At 63.4% G+C, this 18,235-nt stretch carries 22 protein-coding genes and 1 pseudogene; 10 read left to right on the top strand and 13 right to left on the bottom strand.

The window, feature by feature from the left end; all coding sequences use genetic code 11:
• Positions 1 to 53: 53 nt before the first annotated feature.
• Genes AC1MEM_RS03645 through AC1MEM_RS03625 form a run of 5 tightly spaced genes read right to left on the bottom strand, consistent with a single transcriptional unit; the run spans position 54 to position 4,851 of the window.
• Positions 54 to 815 (bottom strand): lysophospholipid acyltransferase family protein, encoded by a 762-nt coding sequence (locus AC1MEM_RS03645; protein WP_499475385.1) that lies wholly within the window; start codon positions 813 to 815, stop codon positions 54 to 56.
• Complete coding sequence (locus AC1MEM_RS03640) at positions 812 to 1,768, bottom strand: class I SAM-dependent methyltransferase (RefSeq protein WP_499475383.1); 957 nt, start codon at positions 1,766 to 1,768, stop codon at positions 812 to 814. Before AC1MEM_RS03640 ends, AC1MEM_RS03645 begins: the two co-directional genes overlap by 4 nt.
• A complete protein-coding gene (gene lplT, locus AC1MEM_RS03635) occupies positions 1,765 to 2,982 on the bottom strand; it encodes a lysophospholipid transporter LplT (RefSeq protein ID WP_499475381.1) in 1,218 nt (405 codons plus the stop codon). The genes AC1MEM_RS03640 and lplT overlap by 4 nt, the downstream gene beginning before the upstream one ends.
• Complete coding sequence (locus AC1MEM_RS03630) at positions 2,979 to 3,794, bottom strand: GNAT family N-acetyltransferase (RefSeq protein ID WP_499475379.1); 816 nt, start codon at positions 3,792 to 3,794, stop codon at positions 2,979 to 2,981. Before AC1MEM_RS03630 ends, lplT begins: the two co-directional genes overlap by 4 nt.
• Positions 3,795 to 3,801: 7 nt before the next feature.
• Positions 3,802 to 4,851 (bottom strand): hypothetical protein, encoded by a 1,050-nt coding sequence (locus AC1MEM_RS03625; RefSeq protein ID WP_499475377.1) that lies wholly within the window; start codon positions 4,849 to 4,851, stop codon positions 3,802 to 3,804.
• A 177-nt stretch (positions 4,852 to 5,028) separates the two neighbouring features.
• Between AC1MEM_RS03625 and AC1MEM_RS03620 the strand changes: the two genes are divergently transcribed.
• The 3 genes from AC1MEM_RS03620 to AC1MEM_RS03610 all read left to right on the top strand — a co-directional run bounded on the left by AC1MEM_RS03620 (position 5,029) and on the right by AC1MEM_RS03610 (position 6,674).
• Positions 5,029 to 5,577: a DUF4142 domain-containing protein gene (locus AC1MEM_RS03620; RefSeq protein WP_499475375.1), complete on the top strand. Its 549-nt coding sequence runs from the start codon at positions 5,029 to 5,031 to the stop codon at positions 5,575 to 5,577.
• 80 nt (positions 5,578 to 5,657) lie between these two features.
• On the top strand, positions 5,658 to 6,116 hold the full coding sequence (locus tag AC1MEM_RS03615; protein WP_499475373.1) for a cytochrome b: 459 nt from the start codon (positions 5,658 to 5,660) through the stop codon (positions 6,114 to 6,116).
• Positions 6,117 to 6,515: 399 nt separating this feature from the next.
• The gene (locus AC1MEM_RS03610) at positions 6,516 to 6,674 is read left to right on the top strand and encodes a methyltransferase family protein (RefSeq protein WP_499475371.1); all 159 of its coding nucleotides are present in this window, start codon (positions 6,516 to 6,518) and stop codon (positions 6,672 to 6,674) included.
• 136 nt (positions 6,675 to 6,810) lie between these two features.
• Here AC1MEM_RS03610 and AC1MEM_RS03605 read toward each other — a convergent pair whose 3' ends face one another.
• Positions 6,811 to 7,164 carry a protein tyrosine phosphatase family protein gene (locus tag AC1MEM_RS03605; RefSeq protein ID WP_499475370.1) on the bottom strand — a complete coding sequence of 118 codons (354 nt, stop codon included), beginning with the start codon at positions 7,162 to 7,164 and terminating at the stop codon, positions 6,811 to 6,813.
• 100 nt (positions 7,165 to 7,264) lie between these two features.
• Between AC1MEM_RS03605 and AC1MEM_RS03600 the strand changes: the two genes are divergently transcribed.
• The 5 genes from AC1MEM_RS03600 to AC1MEM_RS03580 are packed head-to-tail and all read left to right on the top strand — an operon-like array spanning position 7,265 to position 10,029.
• Positions 7,265 to 7,597 (top strand): metalloregulator ArsR/SmtB family transcription factor, encoded by a 333-nt coding sequence (locus tag AC1MEM_RS03600; RefSeq protein ID WP_499475369.1) that lies wholly within the window; start codon positions 7,265 to 7,267, stop codon positions 7,595 to 7,597.
• A complete protein-coding gene (locus AC1MEM_RS03595; protein WP_499475367.1) occupies positions 7,594 to 8,025 on the top strand; it encodes a YeeE/YedE family protein in 432 nt (143 codons plus the stop codon). Before AC1MEM_RS03600 ends, AC1MEM_RS03595 begins: the two co-directional genes overlap by 4 nt.
• Before the next feature lie 10 nt (positions 8,026 to 8,035).
• Positions 8,036 to 8,473 (top strand): YeeE/YedE family protein, encoded by a 438-nt coding sequence (locus AC1MEM_RS03590; RefSeq protein ID WP_499475366.1) that lies wholly within the window; start codon positions 8,036 to 8,038, stop codon positions 8,471 to 8,473.
• Positions 8,474 to 8,501: 28 nt separating this feature from the next.
• A complete protein-coding gene (locus AC1MEM_RS03585; protein ID WP_499475364.1) occupies positions 8,502 to 9,293 on the top strand; it encodes a sulfite exporter TauE/SafE family protein in 792 nt (263 codons plus the stop codon).
• Between the two features lie 34 nt (positions 9,294 to 9,327).
• Positions 9,328 to 10,029: an MBL fold metallo-hydrolase gene (locus AC1MEM_RS03580; protein ID WP_499475363.1), complete on the top strand. Its 702-nt coding sequence runs from the start codon at positions 9,328 to 9,330 to the stop codon at positions 10,027 to 10,029.
• Between the two features lie 420 nt (positions 10,030 to 10,449).
• Here AC1MEM_RS03580 and AC1MEM_RS03575 read toward each other — a convergent pair.
• Positions 10,450 to 11,288 (bottom strand): annotated as a pseudogene (locus AC1MEM_RS03575) (IS110 family RNA-guided transposase).
• Between AC1MEM_RS03575 and AC1MEM_RS03570 the strand changes: the two are divergent.
• Positions 11,229 to 11,360 carry a hypothetical protein gene (locus AC1MEM_RS03570; protein WP_499477766.1) on the top strand — a complete coding sequence of 44 codons (132 nt, stop codon included), beginning with the start codon at positions 11,229 to 11,231 and terminating at the stop codon, positions 11,358 to 11,360. The pseudogene AC1MEM_RS03575 and the gene AC1MEM_RS03570 sit on opposite strands and share 60 nt — an antisense overlap.
• Before the next feature lie 130 nt (positions 11,361 to 11,490).
• Here the strand turns inward: AC1MEM_RS03570 and AC1MEM_RS03565 are convergent, their stop codons facing one another.
• From AC1MEM_RS03565 to tssK, 6 genes are all read right to left on the bottom strand, one after another.
• The gene (locus AC1MEM_RS03565) at positions 11,491 to 12,276 is read right to left on the bottom strand and encodes a hypothetical protein (protein WP_499475362.1); all 786 of its coding nucleotides are present in this window, start codon (positions 12,274 to 12,276) and stop codon (positions 11,491 to 11,493) included.
• Positions 12,277 to 12,372: 96 nt separating this feature from the next.
• Positions 12,373 to 13,389: a hypothetical protein gene (locus AC1MEM_RS03560; protein WP_499475361.1), complete on the bottom strand. Its 1,017-nt coding sequence runs from the start codon at positions 13,387 to 13,389 to the stop codon at positions 12,373 to 12,375.
• Between the two features lie 303 nt (positions 13,390 to 13,692).
• On the bottom strand, positions 13,693 to 14,133 hold the full coding sequence (locus AC1MEM_RS03555; RefSeq protein ID WP_499475360.1) for a hypothetical protein: 441 nt from the start codon (positions 14,131 to 14,133) through the stop codon (positions 13,693 to 13,695).
• 188 nt (positions 14,134 to 14,321) lie between these two features.
• The gene (locus AC1MEM_RS03550; RefSeq protein WP_499475358.1) at positions 14,322 to 15,725 is read right to left on the bottom strand and encodes a hypothetical protein; all 1,404 of its coding nucleotides are present in this window, start codon (positions 15,723 to 15,725) and stop codon (positions 14,322 to 14,324) included.
• Between the two features lie 10 nt (positions 15,726 to 15,735).
• Positions 15,736 to 15,999 carry a PAAR domain-containing protein gene (locus tag AC1MEM_RS03545; protein ID WP_499475357.1) on the bottom strand — a complete coding sequence of 88 codons (264 nt, stop codon included), beginning with the start codon at positions 15,997 to 15,999 and terminating at the stop codon, positions 15,736 to 15,738.
• Positions 16,000 to 16,164: 165 nt separating this feature from the next.
• A complete protein-coding gene (tssK, locus tag AC1MEM_RS03540; RefSeq protein ID WP_499475356.1) occupies positions 16,165 to 17,505 on the bottom strand; it encodes a type VI secretion system baseplate subunit TssK in 1,341 nt (446 codons plus the stop codon).
• Between the two features lie 239 nt (positions 17,506 to 17,744).
• Here tssK and tssE point away from each other — a divergent pair, with 239 nt between their 5' ends.
• The gene (gene tssE, locus AC1MEM_RS03535; protein ID WP_499475355.1) at positions 17,745 to 18,233 is read left to right on the top strand and encodes a type VI secretion system baseplate subunit TssE; all 489 of its coding nucleotides are present in this window, start codon (positions 17,745 to 17,747) and stop codon (positions 18,231 to 18,233) included.
• Positions 18,234 to 18,235 lie beyond the last annotated feature (2 nt).

The raw sequence follows: 18,235 nt of genomic DNA, 5'->3' as shown, positions 1-18,235 counted from the left end.
GAATGGATAAGTGCACATAGGTCCTACTTAGAGAGCACGTAGGAGAGCCGTTCTCAAGCGCGAACGGTGGACGGTGTACTTTGTACGGACAGCTCTTCTGCGACGGATTGATGCGCCCGCCGTGCCAGGGTGCGCCGATCAGCGCCGTCCGTATTAAACGCGGGCATGACGGCAAGACAGGCATGGATACGCTGCCCCGACAGAATCGCGACCATGCTCTCGAGCAGCGAAGTCGTACCGGTATACTCGACAGCGCTATGGTATTCCCCTTCGGCGTTGACATACTTGATTGACACAGGCTGCACCGGGACACCTGCCTCGATGGCCGCCTCGAACAGGTTGGCGCGGAACGGCAGCAACGCCCCTTGCGCAGCCGAGGTTCCTTCCGGGAACACGACAACGCGCTCGCCATTGCCGAGTGCCGCCACCATCGTCGCCATCGTCCGGCGCAAGTCGCGTGGGTTGGTCCGCTCGATGAAGATCGTCCCCGCCCATGCGCAGAGGGCGCCGACCAGCGGCCAGCGCCTGACGCCGGACTTGGCGACAAAGCGCGACGGGAACAGTGCATTGACGACGAAGATATCGATCCATGAAATATGGTTCGCCACCCATAGGCCATTTTCCGCCGCGGCACTAGCCGTCGCGAGGGAGACGCTGACACCGAAGATATCCAGCAGTTGCCTCGACCAGCGGCGAATCCGCGCCAGGCGCCGCGCCTGGCTCAAGCACGGAAACAGCAGCGCACACACGCACAGTCCCCATATCAGGTGCGCGAAAACCCGCAGCAGGCGCACGGCGAGCCACATCCGGTTCATGCGGGGCCGCGCCTGGTCGCATGCAGCCACACTGCCGCAATGCGTTCAATGTCTTCATACCCTGGCGTTCCCACCTCTTCGCCGAACACGTCGGGATCGAGTTCCTCGTAGCGCCAGGCCGAACAGTACAGATCGAGCAGAGGCGCGATCTCCCCAAGGAAGGCGTCTTCCTGTCCAGTGATGGCGATGCCGGTATAGAGCAGCAAGGAACCGCCGGGACGCAAGCGCGCCAATGCCGTCTTGACGATTGCCAGCGACAGGCCAGCGCCACGCTTGCCGCCGCCATGCCGGTAGGCACGTTTGCACGGATCGAGCAGATAAGGCGGGTTCGACACGATCAGGTCGAAATTCCCGGCCACGTGGTCGAGCAGGTCGCTGTAGTGGGCAGCGACCGCGCTCGCTCCGGCCAGGCGGGCGTTCACGCGAGTCAGTGCCAGCGCCGCCTCGTTGATGTCGAGCGCGAGCATTTCAGCGTCCGGGAAGCATCGTGCCAGGAAGATCGCGGCTGGTCCGGCGCCGCAACCAAGGTCGGCGATCCGCCTGGGAGGAGCAGGCAGCGCCGGCAAGCTGCGCTCGATGGCCGCAACGAAGCGATAGGTATCGGGGCCGAAAAAGACGGCGTCGTCATCGATGGTGGGATAAGCGGAATGAAAATACGTCAGCCCGCCCAGGGTCGACGCGCGTACGGTAGCGCGCAATTGTCCTTGTTCTTCCGCCAGCACGCCGGCCTCGCGCATGAGCGAGAGCAGGTCCGGCGCGAGGGTCTCCGGCGCAAACAGCCGGCTCCAGCCGAAAATATCATGCAGATTCTTCGCCGGCGCCCCTTCGCGGCAAGCGTCGACACGCTGGTGGGTGCGCGGCGTGACGGTCGTAAAACGGTAGCCGGTCGATTGGAGCGCCTGGCCAAGCGCGATGAGCGCGGCGGTGGCCGCCGGTGTGGGAGGCATCTTCATTTTTCAGTTGCAAGTCGTGGCATCGCGATGGATCGGTGGCGTTGGATCAGCAGCATCGACGCTATCACGAGAACGCCGAAGCCGGTGATGATCGTTACCACCGGCACCCTGGCCGCGAGCAGGATGCCATACACTGCGAGCAAGACCAGCGAGCCCAGGTTCTCACTGAAACCCTGCACCGCGATCGACACCCCCGGGGTCATCAAGGCCGCGCCGCGCTGTTGCAGCAAGGCGTTCATCGGCACCATCAGGAGGCCACCCACGATGCCGGTCACGCATAGCGCACAGCCGGCCACCCATGGCGTGGTCACCTGGCCGGTCAGAACGATGCACAAGCCCAGCGCGATCCCGATTGGCAGGACCCGCAAGGCTTCCCGGGCCGCCACATAGCGCGCTGCCGCCAGCGATCCGGCCACAACGCCGGTGGCCAGGCAGCACAGCAGGACTGCGGCTCCGCTCAGCGACAACTTCATTGCCGTCCCGGCCCAGCGGATCACCAGGAACTGCAACACAGCGGCAACTGCCCAGAACAGCGTGGTGACCGCGATCGATATCCTGCCTTGCGGATCACGCCACAGCGCCGCCAACTGGCGTGTGAACTGCCGCAAGGGGTAGGCGCGGGGCGCCATGCCGGCGACGGTGGCCGGAATGGCGGCGGCAAGCAGCGCCGCCAGCGCACACAAGGCTGCGAGCGCCAGGCTGGCCTGGCGCGCAATGGTGCGCAGACTATCGGTCCACAAGGGAAGGTCCAGCAAGCCGCTGCCCAGCAGCGGCCCGCCCAGCATTGCGGCAACGGTGACGATTTCGATCCAGGCGTTGGCGCGCACCAGGTCTGCCTCCGGGATCAGTTCCGTCAAGATGCCGTACTTGGCCGGCCCGTAGCAAACGCCGGCCAGCCCGATGGCGCCGAAGGCAAACAGTGGATGGACATGGGCGGCAAGCAGGACGCAGCCGCCAAGCTTGACCAGGTTGACCACGACAATGAGACGGCCTTTCGGCCCGGCATCCGCCAGCATCCCGGCAACCGGCGCCAGCAGCACATAGGACAGGTACAGCGCTATACGGAGCGAGGGATCCATCCAGTCCGGGGCGCCGCGCTCAGCCAGCAGTGCGAGCGCAACGATCAGGAGCGCGTTGTCGGCGAGCGCGGTAAGCAGCTGTACGCCCAGCAAGGCGCGCAAGGCGGGAGAGCGCAGCAACGATTGCGTGCTCATTTCCCTTCCAGGAACTGCTTCCTGTAACGGGACGGCAGTTCGTCAAGGCGCAGCATGACCGGCAAGTCCGCAGTATTGAAACGCGGATCGAGCGACGGTGGGCCGAGCACCTTGGCGCCGCAACGCAGGTATCCCTTGAGCAGCGGAGGCAAGTCGCGCATGCCTATCGCGACGGGGTCGGGCTGGTCGATCTGTGGCAGCGGCAGGCGCGGGCAAAGCTGCCATTCCGGCGCGGCGAGATGGGCGGCACTGACATTGCGCCAGACCCGGCGCGCCAGCAGGCCGCCGTCGGCCACACCGATGCTGGCGCAGCCGAACATGGTATCGAGCCCGTGCTTCAGCATGTAGGCGCCGAGTGCGCCCCACAAGCTCATGATCACCCCGCCGGAACGCCATTCGGCGTCGACGCAAGCGCGCCCGAGTTCCACTGCCGTCGTCATCAGTGGCCGCAGCGGGGCAAGATCGAATTCGCTCTCCGAATAATAGCCGCCGGCGCGGCGGGCACCGGCCGGATTCAAGACCCGGTAGGTACCAACCAGCCGCGGGGCCAGCACGCCGGCGGGATCAATGACGCGAACCAGCAGATGGTCGCAATAGGCATCGAAGCGATCAGCATCGCAGCCGGACGCGGTACCGGGCGGTGGAGAGAGGACCGCGCCCATTTCATTGGCGAAAATAGCGTAGCGTAGCCGCTGGGCGCTGCGCACCTCGGCCTCGGTCGTGGCCCAGCTGGTCCCAAACTGCCAGGCACCATGCACGGCTGGCGATGTGGACCGGCGCTGGCTGGATGCGTGGGAAAGTGGGAAGTTCACGGGCAGCTCAATTCGACGTGGGATAAAGTGCGATCAGGCGGTTCTGCCTGGTATTCAGCCGCATCAGTTCCTGAAGCCCGACAGGACGCGCACCGCGCCGGCGATTGGCGGCGCCGATCTCGAACAGCAAGCGTTGCTTGGAAAAGATCATGCGCAGGCCGGCGATCAATCCGGTACCGGGATCCCAAGCCTGGATCGCCTCCGAACCGGCGCCGTTCACTTCCATGATCGAAAAGCCGCGTCCCGCCTGCAATTCCGCAACGTCATCGAAACGCACGTCGAAACGTCCGAAATGAAAATCGGGCATTTCGCGCGCGATCCTGTCGACTGACGCCGTCAACGCATCGGTGATTAAGGATGCGCCGTCACGGTAGAGACCGCCGACCCTCGTCGAGCCGATGGTGGCCAGGCGCACGGTTTCCCCGGCGGCTGGAACACTGTCGAGATTTAGCGGGCAGGCGTGGGCTTGCGAACGCAGCATGCGCAAGGCTCGCCCGTTCTGGCGAATCAGCGCAGCGAGGGTGGAACGTCCGTCCCCGATCACACGCGGATAATGCCGCAGGGTCAGCCCGATGAGCCGACCCGCATCGCTGTGCGGATCGCGCGCATAGAAAAGCCCAGCCTCGTGTTCTTGCGGCAGATACTGCTGGATGACCAGCGTTTCGCCTTTGGGAAAATGGGTAATATAGCTGCGCAGCGCGTCCATGCCGGCGAGTTTTCGGACCCCGTAACCGCACAAGCCCAAATCCGGCTTGGCAACCACTGGGAACGCAATGTGCGCGGCCTCGAACGTGCGGGTGATGTCGGCCTCGGACAGCCCGTCGTCGATGCGCAAGCCCAGATAGGGCGCGGTGGCGGCGCGTCCTAGCGGTCCCATCTGTTCAAAGTATTCGATCTTGCCTTCGCCAACCAGGCCGCCGGCAGTGATGTTGGGATTGGCGGCCGACGGCAAGGTCAGGCCACCATGGCGCAGACCAAGCCAGAGCCACTGAACCACCAGCGGCACGCAGATCAGCCACTTAGGCATTCGCTCAAGCGTGCTGCGCTCGGCAGCCATCGCACCTGCTTCGCATACCGGCGTCGACGACATATGTATTTAGTCAAATATAATTATCCACGACTATCGGATGGATGGAATTCCTCATCTGTACGCAAGCGCACATTGAATCGCAGAAACTACATTTGACGGCGTGGCGGGCTTCAATCGAGACGCATCGAAATACCGGTCGTGCTAATGTTCAAATACCAAACCCTATGCGAGAAAACCATGTCAAAACCCGTCGCGCGCCTTGCCATCGCCATTGCGGCGTTGTCCCTTTTCCATGTCGCCATCGCTGCTGACCTGAGCCATAAAGATGCGAAATACATGACCAAGACGGCGCATGGACTGATCTCCGAAGTCGCGTTGGGTGAAATGGCCCAGAAGAATGCCGCCGATGAGCGTGTCAAGCAGTTTGGCAAACGCATGGTCGACGACCATGGAAAGGAGCTGGCAACGCTGAAGCAGTTGGCCAGCCAGAAGAAGGTAGCCTTGCCGGACGCCATGGACCACGGCCAGCAGAAGGAATTCGACAAGCTCGGCAAGCTGAGTGGCAAGGATTTCGACAAGGAATACGTGAAGTATGAGGTCAAGGACCACAAGGAAGACGTCGAAGACCAGGGCAAGGAAATGAAGTTCACTTCCGACCCTGATCTGAAGAAATTCGCGACCGCCGCTCACAAGACCGTGTCCATGCACAAGGAAAACATCGACGAGCTGCACCGCACACTGGGCGGAAAATGACAAGCCAAGGCGCCACGGCATATACCCAGACTGCCAAGGCCCTGCATTGGACGATTGTCCTGCTGGTCACGATCCAGTTCGTGACTGCGCTCGCGATGCTGGACATAGGCCCGCACACCCAGCCGGACAGCCGGATCAGCCTGCATTTTTCGATTGGCGTGCTGATACTTGCCGTGATGGCGGCGCGCCTGGTCCATCGCGTGATGTATCCGGTGCCGCTCGAAGCGGCACAGGCGCCCGCGTGGGAACGCTTTATCGCCTTGCTGACGCATCGGCTGTTTTACCTGATCCTGCTGGTCGGTCCCTTGCTTGGCTGGGCGTCGGCTTCCGCGCACGGCCTGCCGGTGAGCCTGTTCGGGCTGATCGCGCTGCCGTCGATCGCCGCACCGAAGGCGCGCTGGGCGCTTACCGCGGGCGATGTGCATGCGACAGCCATGTGGGTATTGCTGGCGCTGGTGGCCATGCACGCGGCGGCAGCGCTCTACCACCACGTTGTCCGCCACGACGGTACTTTGCGACGAATGTTGCCGACCAAATGAAGGGATAGGGACATTACCCACCGTACTCTGATGCGCAATCGAGCGGCCGTCTACGGGATTGCGCCTGCCCGGAGCACCAGGCCCGTCGGTTCGGAACGGTTTCTTGAAAACGGTTCCGTAGTCCAGCGCCCGCACGTGTCCGCTCAATCCACCTCCCCCTTGCAAGGGATTCCGAAAAGTCGAGGGCAAATCACCTTGAAGCGCATCGGACGATACGCCGCACGAAGCCGCTACTAAACCGCCTTCTAGCGCCAAATAAAACCTCCCGACGTACTACCCGGCGTAATCCCCACATTTTTAGAGCATGCTAATAGTAGAGGTTAAGCGGCAATTGCCAGTTTCTGTTTCGCGTGATAGCGCAGAGCGCCATATCTGGTGACCGGTGGCGCATACCGGTTGGTGCGCCATCCGATCTACTTCGGTGTCCTGCTGTCGGCATTCGGAATTGCATTGTGGTCGCTCAGCCCGCTGCGCCTGGTGCTCACACTGGTGCTGGCGCTCTTCTTCGATCGAAAAGCGGACCGGGAAGAAGCATGGTTACAGGAGCGTTACGCCTAATACCCGGCCTACCGCGCGCGCACGAAAAAATTTATTCCCTGGACTTACTGACCGGTACCGCAGGGTCACTAGCCAAACGAGACTCGACGGCGCTTGTGGTGGTCTCAATTCGATCGCGAACTGGGGCGTCTTGTTTTCAGCCACCTTGCGTTCCTTGCCGAAGGCTTTCCGAAAGCTGCCACAAGGTTTCAGCACGCAGACCTGTGCGGCAGTAGGCCAGTACTGGCTTGGGCGAGTCGGCATACAGTGCAGCAAAGGCTTCCACATCGCTCGGGGTGATTTTTCCTGGCACAACCGGCAAGTAGTGCGCCTGCACACCGCACTGGGCGGCCTGCTCCGCCACCGCTGCAAACGCTGGCTGGTCAGCACCCTCGCCGTCGGGGCGGTTACAGATGATGGTAGCAAGGCCCGCGTCGCGCAGCCCATGCAGTGCTTCAGGCGCAACTTGCGAGGTAATTGCGAATTCTTTATCGAGGTAACGGATGCTCATGTGATCTCCTGGGGACGGAATTCGATAACAATCTATTGAAAGATATATCGTATGTACATATAATATCTTCAGGGATAACGAAATACAAGAAGGATTCACGATGAGCGATGTACAAAAACTGGACCTCCAGGCGATGCAATTGGCCGCAAGTCAGGCATGCGGCTTGCTGAAAGTGCTGGGCAACCCCGACCGGCTGCTTCTGCTGTGCCAGCTGACGCAAGGAGAGTTCTGTGTCAGCGAGCTCGAAACACTGCTGCAAATCCAGCAACCGACCCTGTCCCAGCAGCTTGGGGTGCTACGCGAGGAAGGCCTCGTCAGCACTCGGCGCGAGGGCAAGCAAATTTTCTACAAGATCGACAGCCGTGAAGCGACGGCGATCATGCAGGTCCTTTATGAATTGTTCTGCCAGCCAGGAAAAGGGGGAACGACATGACGATTGACTGGGTACATTTCACGCCGCAGGCCGCACTTGGTGGCGGCGTACTGATCGGACTGGCCGCAGCGGCTTTCGTCCTCTTCAACGGCAGGATCGCCGGAATCAGCGGCATCCTGGGCGGTTTGCTGCGAGCAGAGCACGGCGACGCCGGGTGGCGCGCAGCATTCCTGGCTGGCCTGATTGCATCCCCCGTCCTGTACGGCCTGTTCGCGGCGCTGCCCGAGGTCACGATCGATGCCGGCTCCGGCACGCTGGTGGCCGCTGGCCTGCTGGTGGGTATCGGTACCCGCTACGGCGCCGGCTGTACCAGCGGCCACGGCGTCTGCGGTATTTCACGCATGTCGCCACGTTCGCTCGTCGCGACGGCAGCGTTCATGTTCGCCGGTTTCATCACGGTCTATCTGGTCCGCCACGTATTCAACTGAAGGAATTGACATGCAAATCTTCATGGCTTTACTCGTCGGCCTCTTGTTCGGCATCGGACTGATCGTATCCGGCATGACCGATCCCGCCAAAGTGATCGGGTTTCTTGACCTGGCAGGCAACTGGGATCCTTCGCTCGGCTTCGTGATGGGTGGTGCGATCCTGGTGGGGGTGTTCGCCTTCGGCGTGGCGCGCAAGCGCAAGCGCTCCCTTCTGGGCGCTCCCATGCGCCTGCCACCGGCGACCGTCATCGACCGCCGCCTTGTGCTCGGTTCGCTCGCCTTTGGCGCCGGCTGGGGGCTGGCCGGCTACTGCCCCGGTCCTGCCCTCGCATCGCTCGCGACGGGCGGCGCCAAGCCGCTGCTCTTCACGCTGGCAATGCTGGCCGGGATGGCGCTGTTCCAGGTGCTTGAACGGATCTCGACCGCACGCGCGCAGGGCAAGGCCTGAACATGAACACGTCGACCGGGAGGCGGGCATGCTGACCAGCATCGAACTTGGACTGGTGGTGGGGCTGATCCTTGCCCTGACCGGGGCCGGCGGCGGCATCCTGGCCGTCCCGCTTCTGATTTTCGGCACCGGCGCCAGCGTTGCCAAGGCTGGACCGATCGGACTCATGGCGGTCGGCATGGCCGCGGGGCTGGGGGCGGTGCTGGGCCTGCGCGCCGGGATCGTGCGCTACCGAGCCGCCGTGCTGATCGCAGCCACCGGCATGCTGCTGTCGCCGGCGGGCCTGTGGGCAGCGCGGCAAATCGATGGCCGCTGGCTGGCCGTGCTGTTCGCGCTGGTGCTGCTGTACGTCGCGTTGAAAACATTCAGGCAGGCGTCCGGGAAGGGCACTACCGCCACCGCCGCGCATGTCGTGTGCAAGCGGAACGGCGAGTCCGGCCGCTTCATCTGGACCCGTCCGTGTGCCATGGCCATGACCCTGTCGGGCGGTCTCGCCGGCTTGCTTTCCGGGCTGCTGGGCGTGGGCGGAGGTTTCGTGATGGTGCCGGCGTTGCAGCGCTATACGGATCTGCCGATGAAGTCGGCCGTTGCCACCTCGCTGGCAGTCATCGCCCTGATTTCGCTGATGGGGGTTGCCACCACCGCTGTTAGCGGCCATCTCGACTGGGCGCGCGCCCTGCCCTTTTCGGCAGGCGCGCTTGCAGGAATGCTCGGTGGCCGCTCGCTCGCATCCCGTCTTGCCGGACCGCAGTTACAGAAGGGTTTTGCATTCGTCTCCGCCCTTGTCGCCATCGCGATGATCGTCAAGGCAGTGTCGTAGAGAAGTCCCGTTACCATTTATCGAGGAAACCAAGATGAACCTGAATCCCATCCAGCTGTTCGATACCGAATCGTCGACCTTCACCTATATCCTGACGGGGCCGGGATCGAACCAGGCCGTCATTATCGATCCGGTTGACCATCACTGGGAGCGCGACCTGCGTCACCTGGAGCGTCTGGGGCTGCAATTGGTCTATGTATTGGAAACGCACGCGCATGCTGACCACGTCACCTCGGCCGGCAAGCTGCGCGAACTGACCGGCGCGCAGGCGGCGGTGCCGAGCGGCTGCGGCATCGCTCCGGCTGAACTGCAATTGAACGACGGCGACGTCATTCGCTTCGGCGACGGCGAGGAAATCAAGGTGTTGCATACGCCCGGCCACACGGCCGGCAGCATGAGCTATGTCTGGCGCGGCAACGCCTTCACCGGGGATACACTGCTGATCGACGGCTGCGGCCGTACCGACTTCCAGAGCGGCAGCAGCGACGCTCTCTACGATAGCGTGACCGCGAAATTGTTCGCGCTGCCGGACGAAACGCGCATGTGGCCGGGGCATGACTACAAGGGCCAGGCAGTCTCGACGATCGGCTGGGAAAAGCGCCACAACGCCCGGCTGGCCAATCGCAGCCGCGAAGATTTCGGCAAGTTGATGAGCGGGCTGAATTTACCCAAGCCAAAGCTGATCGATGTCGCCGTGCCGGCAAACCAGAACTTGGGTATGCCTCACGGCGCCTGACCCCGATCAATCCATGCAGGAGGTAAGGCCATGATTTTCCGCCAACTCTTCGAGTTCGTGTCCAGCACCTACACCTGGTTGCTGGGCGATGAACAGACCGGTCGCGCGATCCTGATCAATTCTGTCATCTCGAGGCATGGACCGGGACCTCGAAGTGCTTTACGGCTTGGGCTTGCGCCTTGCATATACACTCGACACCCATATTCATGCCAACCACATCACTGCTCTATCCGGCGTCATGTTGGAGGCTTGCTCCGCGCCACGATGAGAGTTCGCGCCTGACGGTTCCTAAAAAAGCCCGCGGCTTCGTGAGCCGATTTTTATGCCAGGTTATCCGTCAGGCCGGTGTGCCGTTCACGTCATCCGATATCAGCGTCGCAAAACCAGGTGGGTGGTTGATACAGCAAGCTCAAGAGGCCGTCACAGCGATGTGGCGGCCTCTTGCATTTTGTATTCGGTATGGTGGGCTGCCATGGCCCAGGCCGGCAAGCGTCGGATGTTCTTGTCGCCGCGCTTGCTGATGCCGAGCAGGTTCGCTCGTCCACCGGTACTGTGCTGCTGTGGCACGAGCCCGAGCGAAGCGGCGAAGTCGCGCCCGCAGCCATACTGCTTTCCATCCCCCATCTCAGCCGACAAGACGCTGGCGGTAATCGGCCCGACGCCGGGAATCGCCAGCAAGCGCTGGCCCAGGTCATCGTCCTGCAGTTGACTGCCCAGTTCCTTTTCGATCTCGTCGAGCTGTTCGTCGAGATACTTGATGTGGGAACGCAGCCTCTCGATCAGGCTCACCAGCCGTGCTGGCAGAGCGTGCTCTGCCAGCACGGAAGGCAGGCGCTTGATGATTGCCGCGCCTTTGGGAAGGCCGATACCGAATTCGAGCAGGAAGCCGTGGATTTGATTGATTGCCTTGACCCGGTCGCGCATCAAGGATTCGCGCGTCCGGTGCAGGGCCGACAGGCACTGCTGGGCTTCAGTCTTCGGCGTCACGAAACGCATCGATGGGCGGCTGGCTGCCTCGCAGATCGCTTCGGCATCGATGAAGCCGTTCTTGTTGCCCTTGACGAAGGGCCTGACGAACTGGGGAGAGATGAGTTTGGCCTCGTGGCCGAGTGCCGATAGCTGCCGCGCCATCCAGTGGCGCCGGCGCACGCCTCCTTCACGATCGTGCAAGGCTGGAAATTGGCGAGAAACGCGATCAGGTGCTTGCGGTCGAACTGCCTGCGCAGCTGCGACTTGCCGTGCCGATCCTGCCCATGCAGGTGAAAACCGTGCTTGCCGAGATCGATACCGATGAGTGCGACGTCTTGCATGATGGCCTCCGTCCAGAATGAACACACCCTGCAAGCTTAGTACCTTGCAGGGTGGAGGGGGACCATCTCATTAAGCCCGGGCAGCGATGCCCGGGCTTTTTTACGTCTCGTTCGCGGCACGCCGACGCTGCCGCCCCGGCGCCGCTTGCTTTCAGAACAGCCGGGACAGCGTCAAGCTCAGGCCTTGCCGTACGTGTTCCGGTTGCGCCACCGTTCCCGCAAACTGGCCGTTGCGTGTGACCGGCGTATCGCCACTGCGCCGCACCCGGATCCAGTCATAGGCGCCGCGTACTTCCAGCGTCGGGGCAAACGTCGGATGCAGGCTGGCGCCGATCCGCAGGCCGGGTGCGTGGCGGGTTTGCAGCGTCGCCGTATCGAGCAAGCCGGAAAAGCCGACGCGCATGCGCTCCGGCGTCGACAGGACAAGGGCGAGGTCGGTGGCCACCACCCCGGCTGCCGGATGCCAGGCTTTACCGGCGCCGAGAATAACGCGTTCCGAGCGGTAGCGCTCCTGCAAGCCGGCGCCGGCGGCCGTGCCGCGGATATCGCGCCGCCACAGGTCGGCTTCGAGGGCGGCCGTGATCGACACATCGCGCGCCAGCAGGGACGTTCCGCCCAGGCGCAGCGTTGCCAGCGTCGTTGCCGTGCTCGAAGTGGCGGAGGCGCCTGCTTGCGTCTGGCCGCGGTAGCCGATCGCGGCGCGGTAGCCATTCACTCCTGCAAACCAGGTCGTATTGCCGGTGGTCCAGGCCGCGTCCAGCGCGAGTCCCGGCAACCAGCCACTTTCGCGCACCAGGCGCCGCCCGGCGCCGTCGTATTCAGTGTGGCTGGCGTAGCGGGCGGCCAGGCCGGCCTTGCCTTGCCACTGTGCACTGGCGGGGTGCATCAGCAAGAGGGAACAGGTCGCGCCCAGCCCCGCACGCAATAAGGGATTCATTCAGTTCCACGATAAAAAATGCCGCTAGAGAAGCGGCAAAAAAATCGGCAAGCCGCTTGGGGCCGGCTTGCCCGTTCAGGCAGACAGGCCGGTCGATCAGATCGCTGCGAGCAGTTCCGTCCAGCTCAGGTTGCTCGTTTGCGTGGTCACGCCATCGCCCCTGGCACTGAAATCGAGGCGCACGCTGCTGACGGAAAGCACGGTCAGCGTCACCGACGAGGATGCGCCGTTGACGATCAGCGAACCGGAAGACGGATTGGACAGGCCGGCGCTCACGAAGGGCTGGATATTCTTGACTGAATAGGAAAACTGGCCCAGTCCGTTGGTGTTGCCCGAGATCGTGAAATTGGCGGCGCTGCGGTTGGTGCTGCCCTGGGTGCTGCCGCTCATCGAATAATCGGCCAGCGTCAACGTGCCGACGTTTTGCCCGTTGCGCTGCTCGGTGAGTTTCAGGGCCTTGCCCGAAACGGTCATCGAACTGCTGGTCGCATTCGTTTGCGTCAGCGCGATTTTCATGTCGCCATCGACGCTCGCCGTTTCGGAACCGCTCGTCACGCTGAAATTGACGAAGCTGGTGTCCAGCGTGGCCGTCCAGTTAGTCGAGTTCAGGATATCGCCCGTGATGTTCGACATGGTGGCCGCCAGGGTGCCGTTGACGACACTGCCGTCCTCGTTGCAATTTTTGGCCGTGATCGAGATCTTGTCGCCATTGTTGATCATTTGCTCGTTGCGCAGGGTGGCGTCGACGGTCATCGTGCCCCCGAAGGAACATGCTTCGGTCACGGTGACACCGGCCAGCAACCGCGTTGCCCCGCGCGGATAGGCCTTGCGGATCAGGTTGATCGCCGGCGCCACCACACTGATGCGGGCGCCGCCAACGCTGACGCCGGTCAGCAGGCCGCTCAGCGGTGCGGACGAATCGCTGAGTGCCATGCTGCTGGCATAGGCATTGCCTGCCACCTGATTCGCATTCGTGGCGGTCACGGTCGACAGGGTCGACACGGGCGCCACTGCCACGGGGGTACCGGAACTGCCGCTGCTGCCGCCACCGCCGCCACAGCCGGACAGGGCCAGCGCAGAAGCCAGGCCCACCAGGATGAGTTGGTTTTTCATTGTTTGGTTTCTCTTTCAGGAGTGTGTTTGGTTCAGAAAGGGCTGTAAGACAATGCATTCGGTGTTGATTGCGCAGCCTGGTCCGGCCACGCCTGCCTCGTGTGGACTGCCTCTCCATCGGCCATGTCCGGACAAGTGCAGCGCTCGCATGGTAACTGCTACTTAGGGGCTGAAAACTATTGAATTGTCACGGTGGAGCAAGCTGTTTCAGCTGCCCGGTTGTGGCCAGGCGCAGGCGCTGGCGGCGGGCGCAAAAAAAAAATGCCGCTGCGGTCAGCGGCATTCGCATGCTGTCGACACGGATTAGCGCGAGTCGGCGCCGCCCGGCTTGTCCGGCGTTTGCCTGGCCAGTTCGTCGACGCTGGTGCCGGCGACGGAGGCATCGACCGATTGGCCTCCCCCCTCGGCGCCGGCCGCGGTGCCCGGCCTGCCCCCTGCCGCGGCCGCCGTCATGGCGCCCTGCTTCGATGCGTTCGCGCTGCCGCGGTCGCTTTGGGGCGCGCCCGCCGGCCCGACATTGCTCTCCGGCGGCGCGCTGACGATGCCGCCTTCGCGCTCGCCCGTCTTTCCGGGAGTGCCCGTGTAGTGGCCAGCGTTCGAGCCGCCGTTCTCTCCCTGCTGGCGCTGGCCCGTGTCCGGATCGGCGGGGTCCGAGCGGCCCGACAGCGAATCCGGCCCGCGCGTTCCTGCGTGATCGATGCCGCTCTGGGGAGCGCCCCTATCGTATTGTTTGTTTCCGGCCATAACGATCTCCTTGGCGTGATTGATCCATGCGTCGATGGTAGTCGTTTACGCAGGCACACCAATAGGAGAGCGGGCTGAAACCGTGTAGGCGGCTTCGCACGGCGTTGTCATGAAGCACGCGCCATGAGTTTTTGCACGGGCAAAGTAAAAATGTCCGCTTTTGCCAGCAGCGGACATTTCAACTTTGCTTACTGGGCAGGCGCAGGTGGTGGGCTCACCAGGGCCATGCTCAACGTAAACGGATCGTCGTTGCTGACGAACAGGGCCGGCGCATTGTTGACCAGCGCAGCATTGCGTGCCAGGGCGAGTGCACACATAAAAGGCACGGGGCCGCAGCTTCCGGTGGCGACGCCGATGCGCAGGACCTCGGTCGTCGCATCGAGTTCGGGCAGTGCCGACGAGGCCAGGCCCATCAGTTCCAGTCCGCGGCCGATGCGGTGCTCGGTGTCCGCCGCAATGACAGCCACCTCCGACAACGCCAGACTGGCGGCCTGGACGGTACGTTGCGCCAGGTCCCCCATGCGTTTTGTTTCCGGCCGTTTGGCGCTGTCCGCCGAGACTTCCCTGCGCGTTTCGAACACCGGATACAGCTGCGCGAACATGGCGCCATCGATTCGTTTCGCGCCATCGAGGCTGGTCAGCAACAGGCCGGCCGCCCCTTCGCCCGGGATGCGTCCCTCGGCCCGGTCCGGGGTGTGGAGCGAACCGTTCGCCGCCCAGCCGTCGACGGTTTCCTGGTCAACATGGGAAGCGCAGGCGACGAGGATGGTGGCGATAGGGGCGTCGCTCACCCCGCCCTCCACCGCACATTGCCCGAGGATCGCGGCGAGAGCGGTCTCCGGGGGAACATCAAGCCGGGTCAGGCTGTCCACCGGCCAGCCGAATTGCGCCACCGTGTGCCGGAACCACAGGCCGGCCGCATGGCGCTGCTCGACCGTCCAGCTGGAAGGAAGCATTGGCAGCAAGCGCAGGGGCGGCGCCGCGCCTGCCAGCGGCAACAGTTGCGTGACGGCCTCGCCGGCAAGGTCGCGCACGACGGCCGTACCGAGGGTCAGCGCGCGCCATTGCGCCGCGCTGAAATGCAGCTCGGCCATGCCATTCAGGACCAGCCACTCGCGCACTTCTTCCTGCAAGGCTTCGTCGGCGGCCTCCTCGCTGCGTGCACTCGCGACGGGAAAACCAGCGTCGTCGACCAGTTCCGGGTCGAGGTCGGGGCGTGCCTTGTTGCCGGCGAGCGCGGCTGCGAGTTCTTCGGGCGAGGCGCCGTGCGCGCTGCGCAAGGCGGCCGCCAGGACGGCCAGTGGCGGCGCCGATGGCGTAGCGGTGACCGGCTTCGACGCCGCCATGCCGGTAGCCGTCGCCGGCGCCGGCCGTGCCGGAACGAATTTCTTGCCGAACAAGACAGCGAGCAGCACGCCGAGCGGCGCAACCACCAGCGCCAGCGCCATCTCGCCCATTACGGGCGCATTCCCGGCCGTGCGCCAGTAGGCAATCGCGCCGCCCCAGCAGAGGCCAAAGACGGCGGCGGACAGCAAGGTGGTTTTCAGCCAGCCGGGCAGCGGGCGTGGCGGCGAGACGGTGGTCGAAGTCATGGGGTGTCGCTTAAAGGTTGTCGATGGTGGCTTGCTGGCCGGCGATCAGGGAGGCGCCGCAGGCGGTTTTGTCGCCGTGGCGGGCGGCGGGTTTGCCGTCGATGATGAGGCTCGAATCACCGCTGACGATCGGGTTCGGTCCGTGTTTCGGGCAGACCGTTTTATCGCCCATGCGCGCGATCGGGACGCCACCGCTGTCGCTGTGGGGAGAGGCTTCGATGACGGCGCCGCCGTGCGAGGTTTTGTCGCCGAGGACGATGAGGGGGCCGGACATGGTGGCTCCTTGCAAAGACAAGTCCCTGTACATGGGGCTGTTGCCTGTGCTGTTCGTGGTTGGTTGAATCCGCGTGGGCACAAGTGAAGTGACTCCACAAGTGCCCACCCTACGGGAAGTGTTAGTGGTGCAAAGTCCAAAGGGACAGGAATGTCAGTGGTGAAATCAGGCCGCCACAGCGAGCAGCTCCAGCTTCAACTCCTTCATCCCCGCTGGCACATAGATCGAGATCGATTGCGCCTTGAGCATGCGTTCGTACATCTGCCCTTTCGATTCGAGCATGAAGTAGCAGGTGTCGGGCCGCACGGCCAGGGCGGCCGGCGGTTGCGGCGTGTATTGCAGGCGCACGCCGGGCAGCGCCGACAACACGAATTTTTCGACATCGTCCGGCGCGCCGACTTTAAAGCGCAGCGGCACGACATCGACCAGTTGCACGGCCGGGATGTCGGCGGAGACGGCAATATAAAACGTTGTCTTGTCGTCGATCTTGCCGGAGTCGAGGGCGCCGATGTGGTACGACGGCCGCACCTCGCTGAGCGCGATCGCGAAGTATTTGGAGGAAATCACCGTGTCGAGCAGCTCGCGGATGATCGTGTGCAGTGTGGTGAAGGCCGGGCCCGGGTCGCCGTGCTGATAGGGCGGCAAATCGGCCAGGGTCCAGCTTTTTGAAAACGTCATCAGGCCGCCGGCGACGTCGAGCAATTGTTCGTACAGCCGCTCCGGATGCAGGCTCGGATGGTGAAAATGGTGGCTCAGGGTGGCGTAGGCGGAACTGGCCGTGTGCAGCAGCCAGAACGAGGACATGTCGCCCGAACGGAATTCGATCACGTTGCGGCTCGGCTCGCGGTGGTGGCCATACAGGGCGCTGACCTTGGCCTGCAGCGCGTCGAGCAGGCGCCGCAATTGCTGGAACAGGGGCGCCGCCGCGCTGATCGACAGGCTGGGGGCCACAAAAGCGGGGTCGATCTCGAAGCCGCCGACGGCCGCGCGACGCAGCCGCAGCAGCGGGAAGTGGACGTAGGCATCGCGCGGCTCGTATTCCGAGACGAGGCGCACCGATTTTTGCAGGTAGGCCAGCTGCACCGGTCCGGCCTGCGTGTACAAGTCCGCCGTTTCCTGGTTGATCTGGACGAAGCGCGCCGTGTTGGCGGCCTGGCCGGGCATCGCGTAATTGCCGGTAAATGGTTTCAGGCCGGGCAGCGCGGCGTAATAGGTCACGCTTTGCTGGGCTTGCTGCAGCAGGCTCAGGTCGACCGTGTCCGGCAGCGCGTCAAGGGTCGGCGCGTCGACCAGTTCTCCGTCCTGGAAGCGCAGCGCCAGGTCGAGGATGCGCAGGACATTGTTCGCCAGCGCTTCGCGGTCGACCTGCAGCCGTTCCACGCCCCAGGCGTAAGGGTGCACCGCCTTGATGCCTTTTTGCAGGCAATGCTCGTGATACTGGTCCTGGCGCTGGAAATGCTGGGGGCGCAGCAATAAACCCTCGCCCCAGAGTACTTTGCTGGTCATGTCCGCTGTCATCCCTATGTGATTTTTCGTTGCGCGCAACTTTTTCCAACGGAAACAGTAGCACTCCCCTCGGCGGTGGGTATTTGCGCTTCCTCAAACGTCGGGTTTGCACAACGCCATGACGGGCGATGGCGCTTCCTTATCTTTCTTCAAGGTTGAGGGGAGTTTGCGCGGTGACACTACCGAGCTGAGCGGTCCACTCATCGGCCCACTCATCGGCCAACTCGACAGGAGAATCCATGAATCGTTTTACGCCAGGCTTGTTCGACCGCCTGCTCGGAGTGCCGCTGCGTGGCGGCAATGGCACAGCCACGCGCATGTCGGTCGAGGACATGAAGGATGCCGTGGCGCGCGACCTGGAAGCCTTGTTGAATACCCGCGCCGTGCTGCCGGAAGCGTTCCTGGACGACTACCCGGAGTGCGGCCGCTCGATCGTCAGCTATGGCATGAAGGATTTCGCCGAGCTGTCGCTGTCGAGTCCCTCGGACCGCGCCCTGATTTGTGCCTGCATCGAAACGACGATCACCTGCCACGAACCACGCCTGCGCGACGTCAAGGCCTCACTCGACATGCGCGCCGGCGCCGTGAACCGCCTGGACTTTTCGATCACCGGGGTGCTCGTCGGCAGCGCATCGGAGGAGCCCGTCAATTTCGATGCCGTCCTGCAGCCCTCGACCCTCAGCTACAGCATCAGCAAGGCCGGCCGCGCCGCGCCGGCGGGAGCTTAAAA

This window comes from Telluria sp. AIW5 (assembly GCF_056680575.1).
Note: the sequence above shows the minus strand (reverse complement) of the source record. Positions and strands in the feature narration are given on the sequence as shown.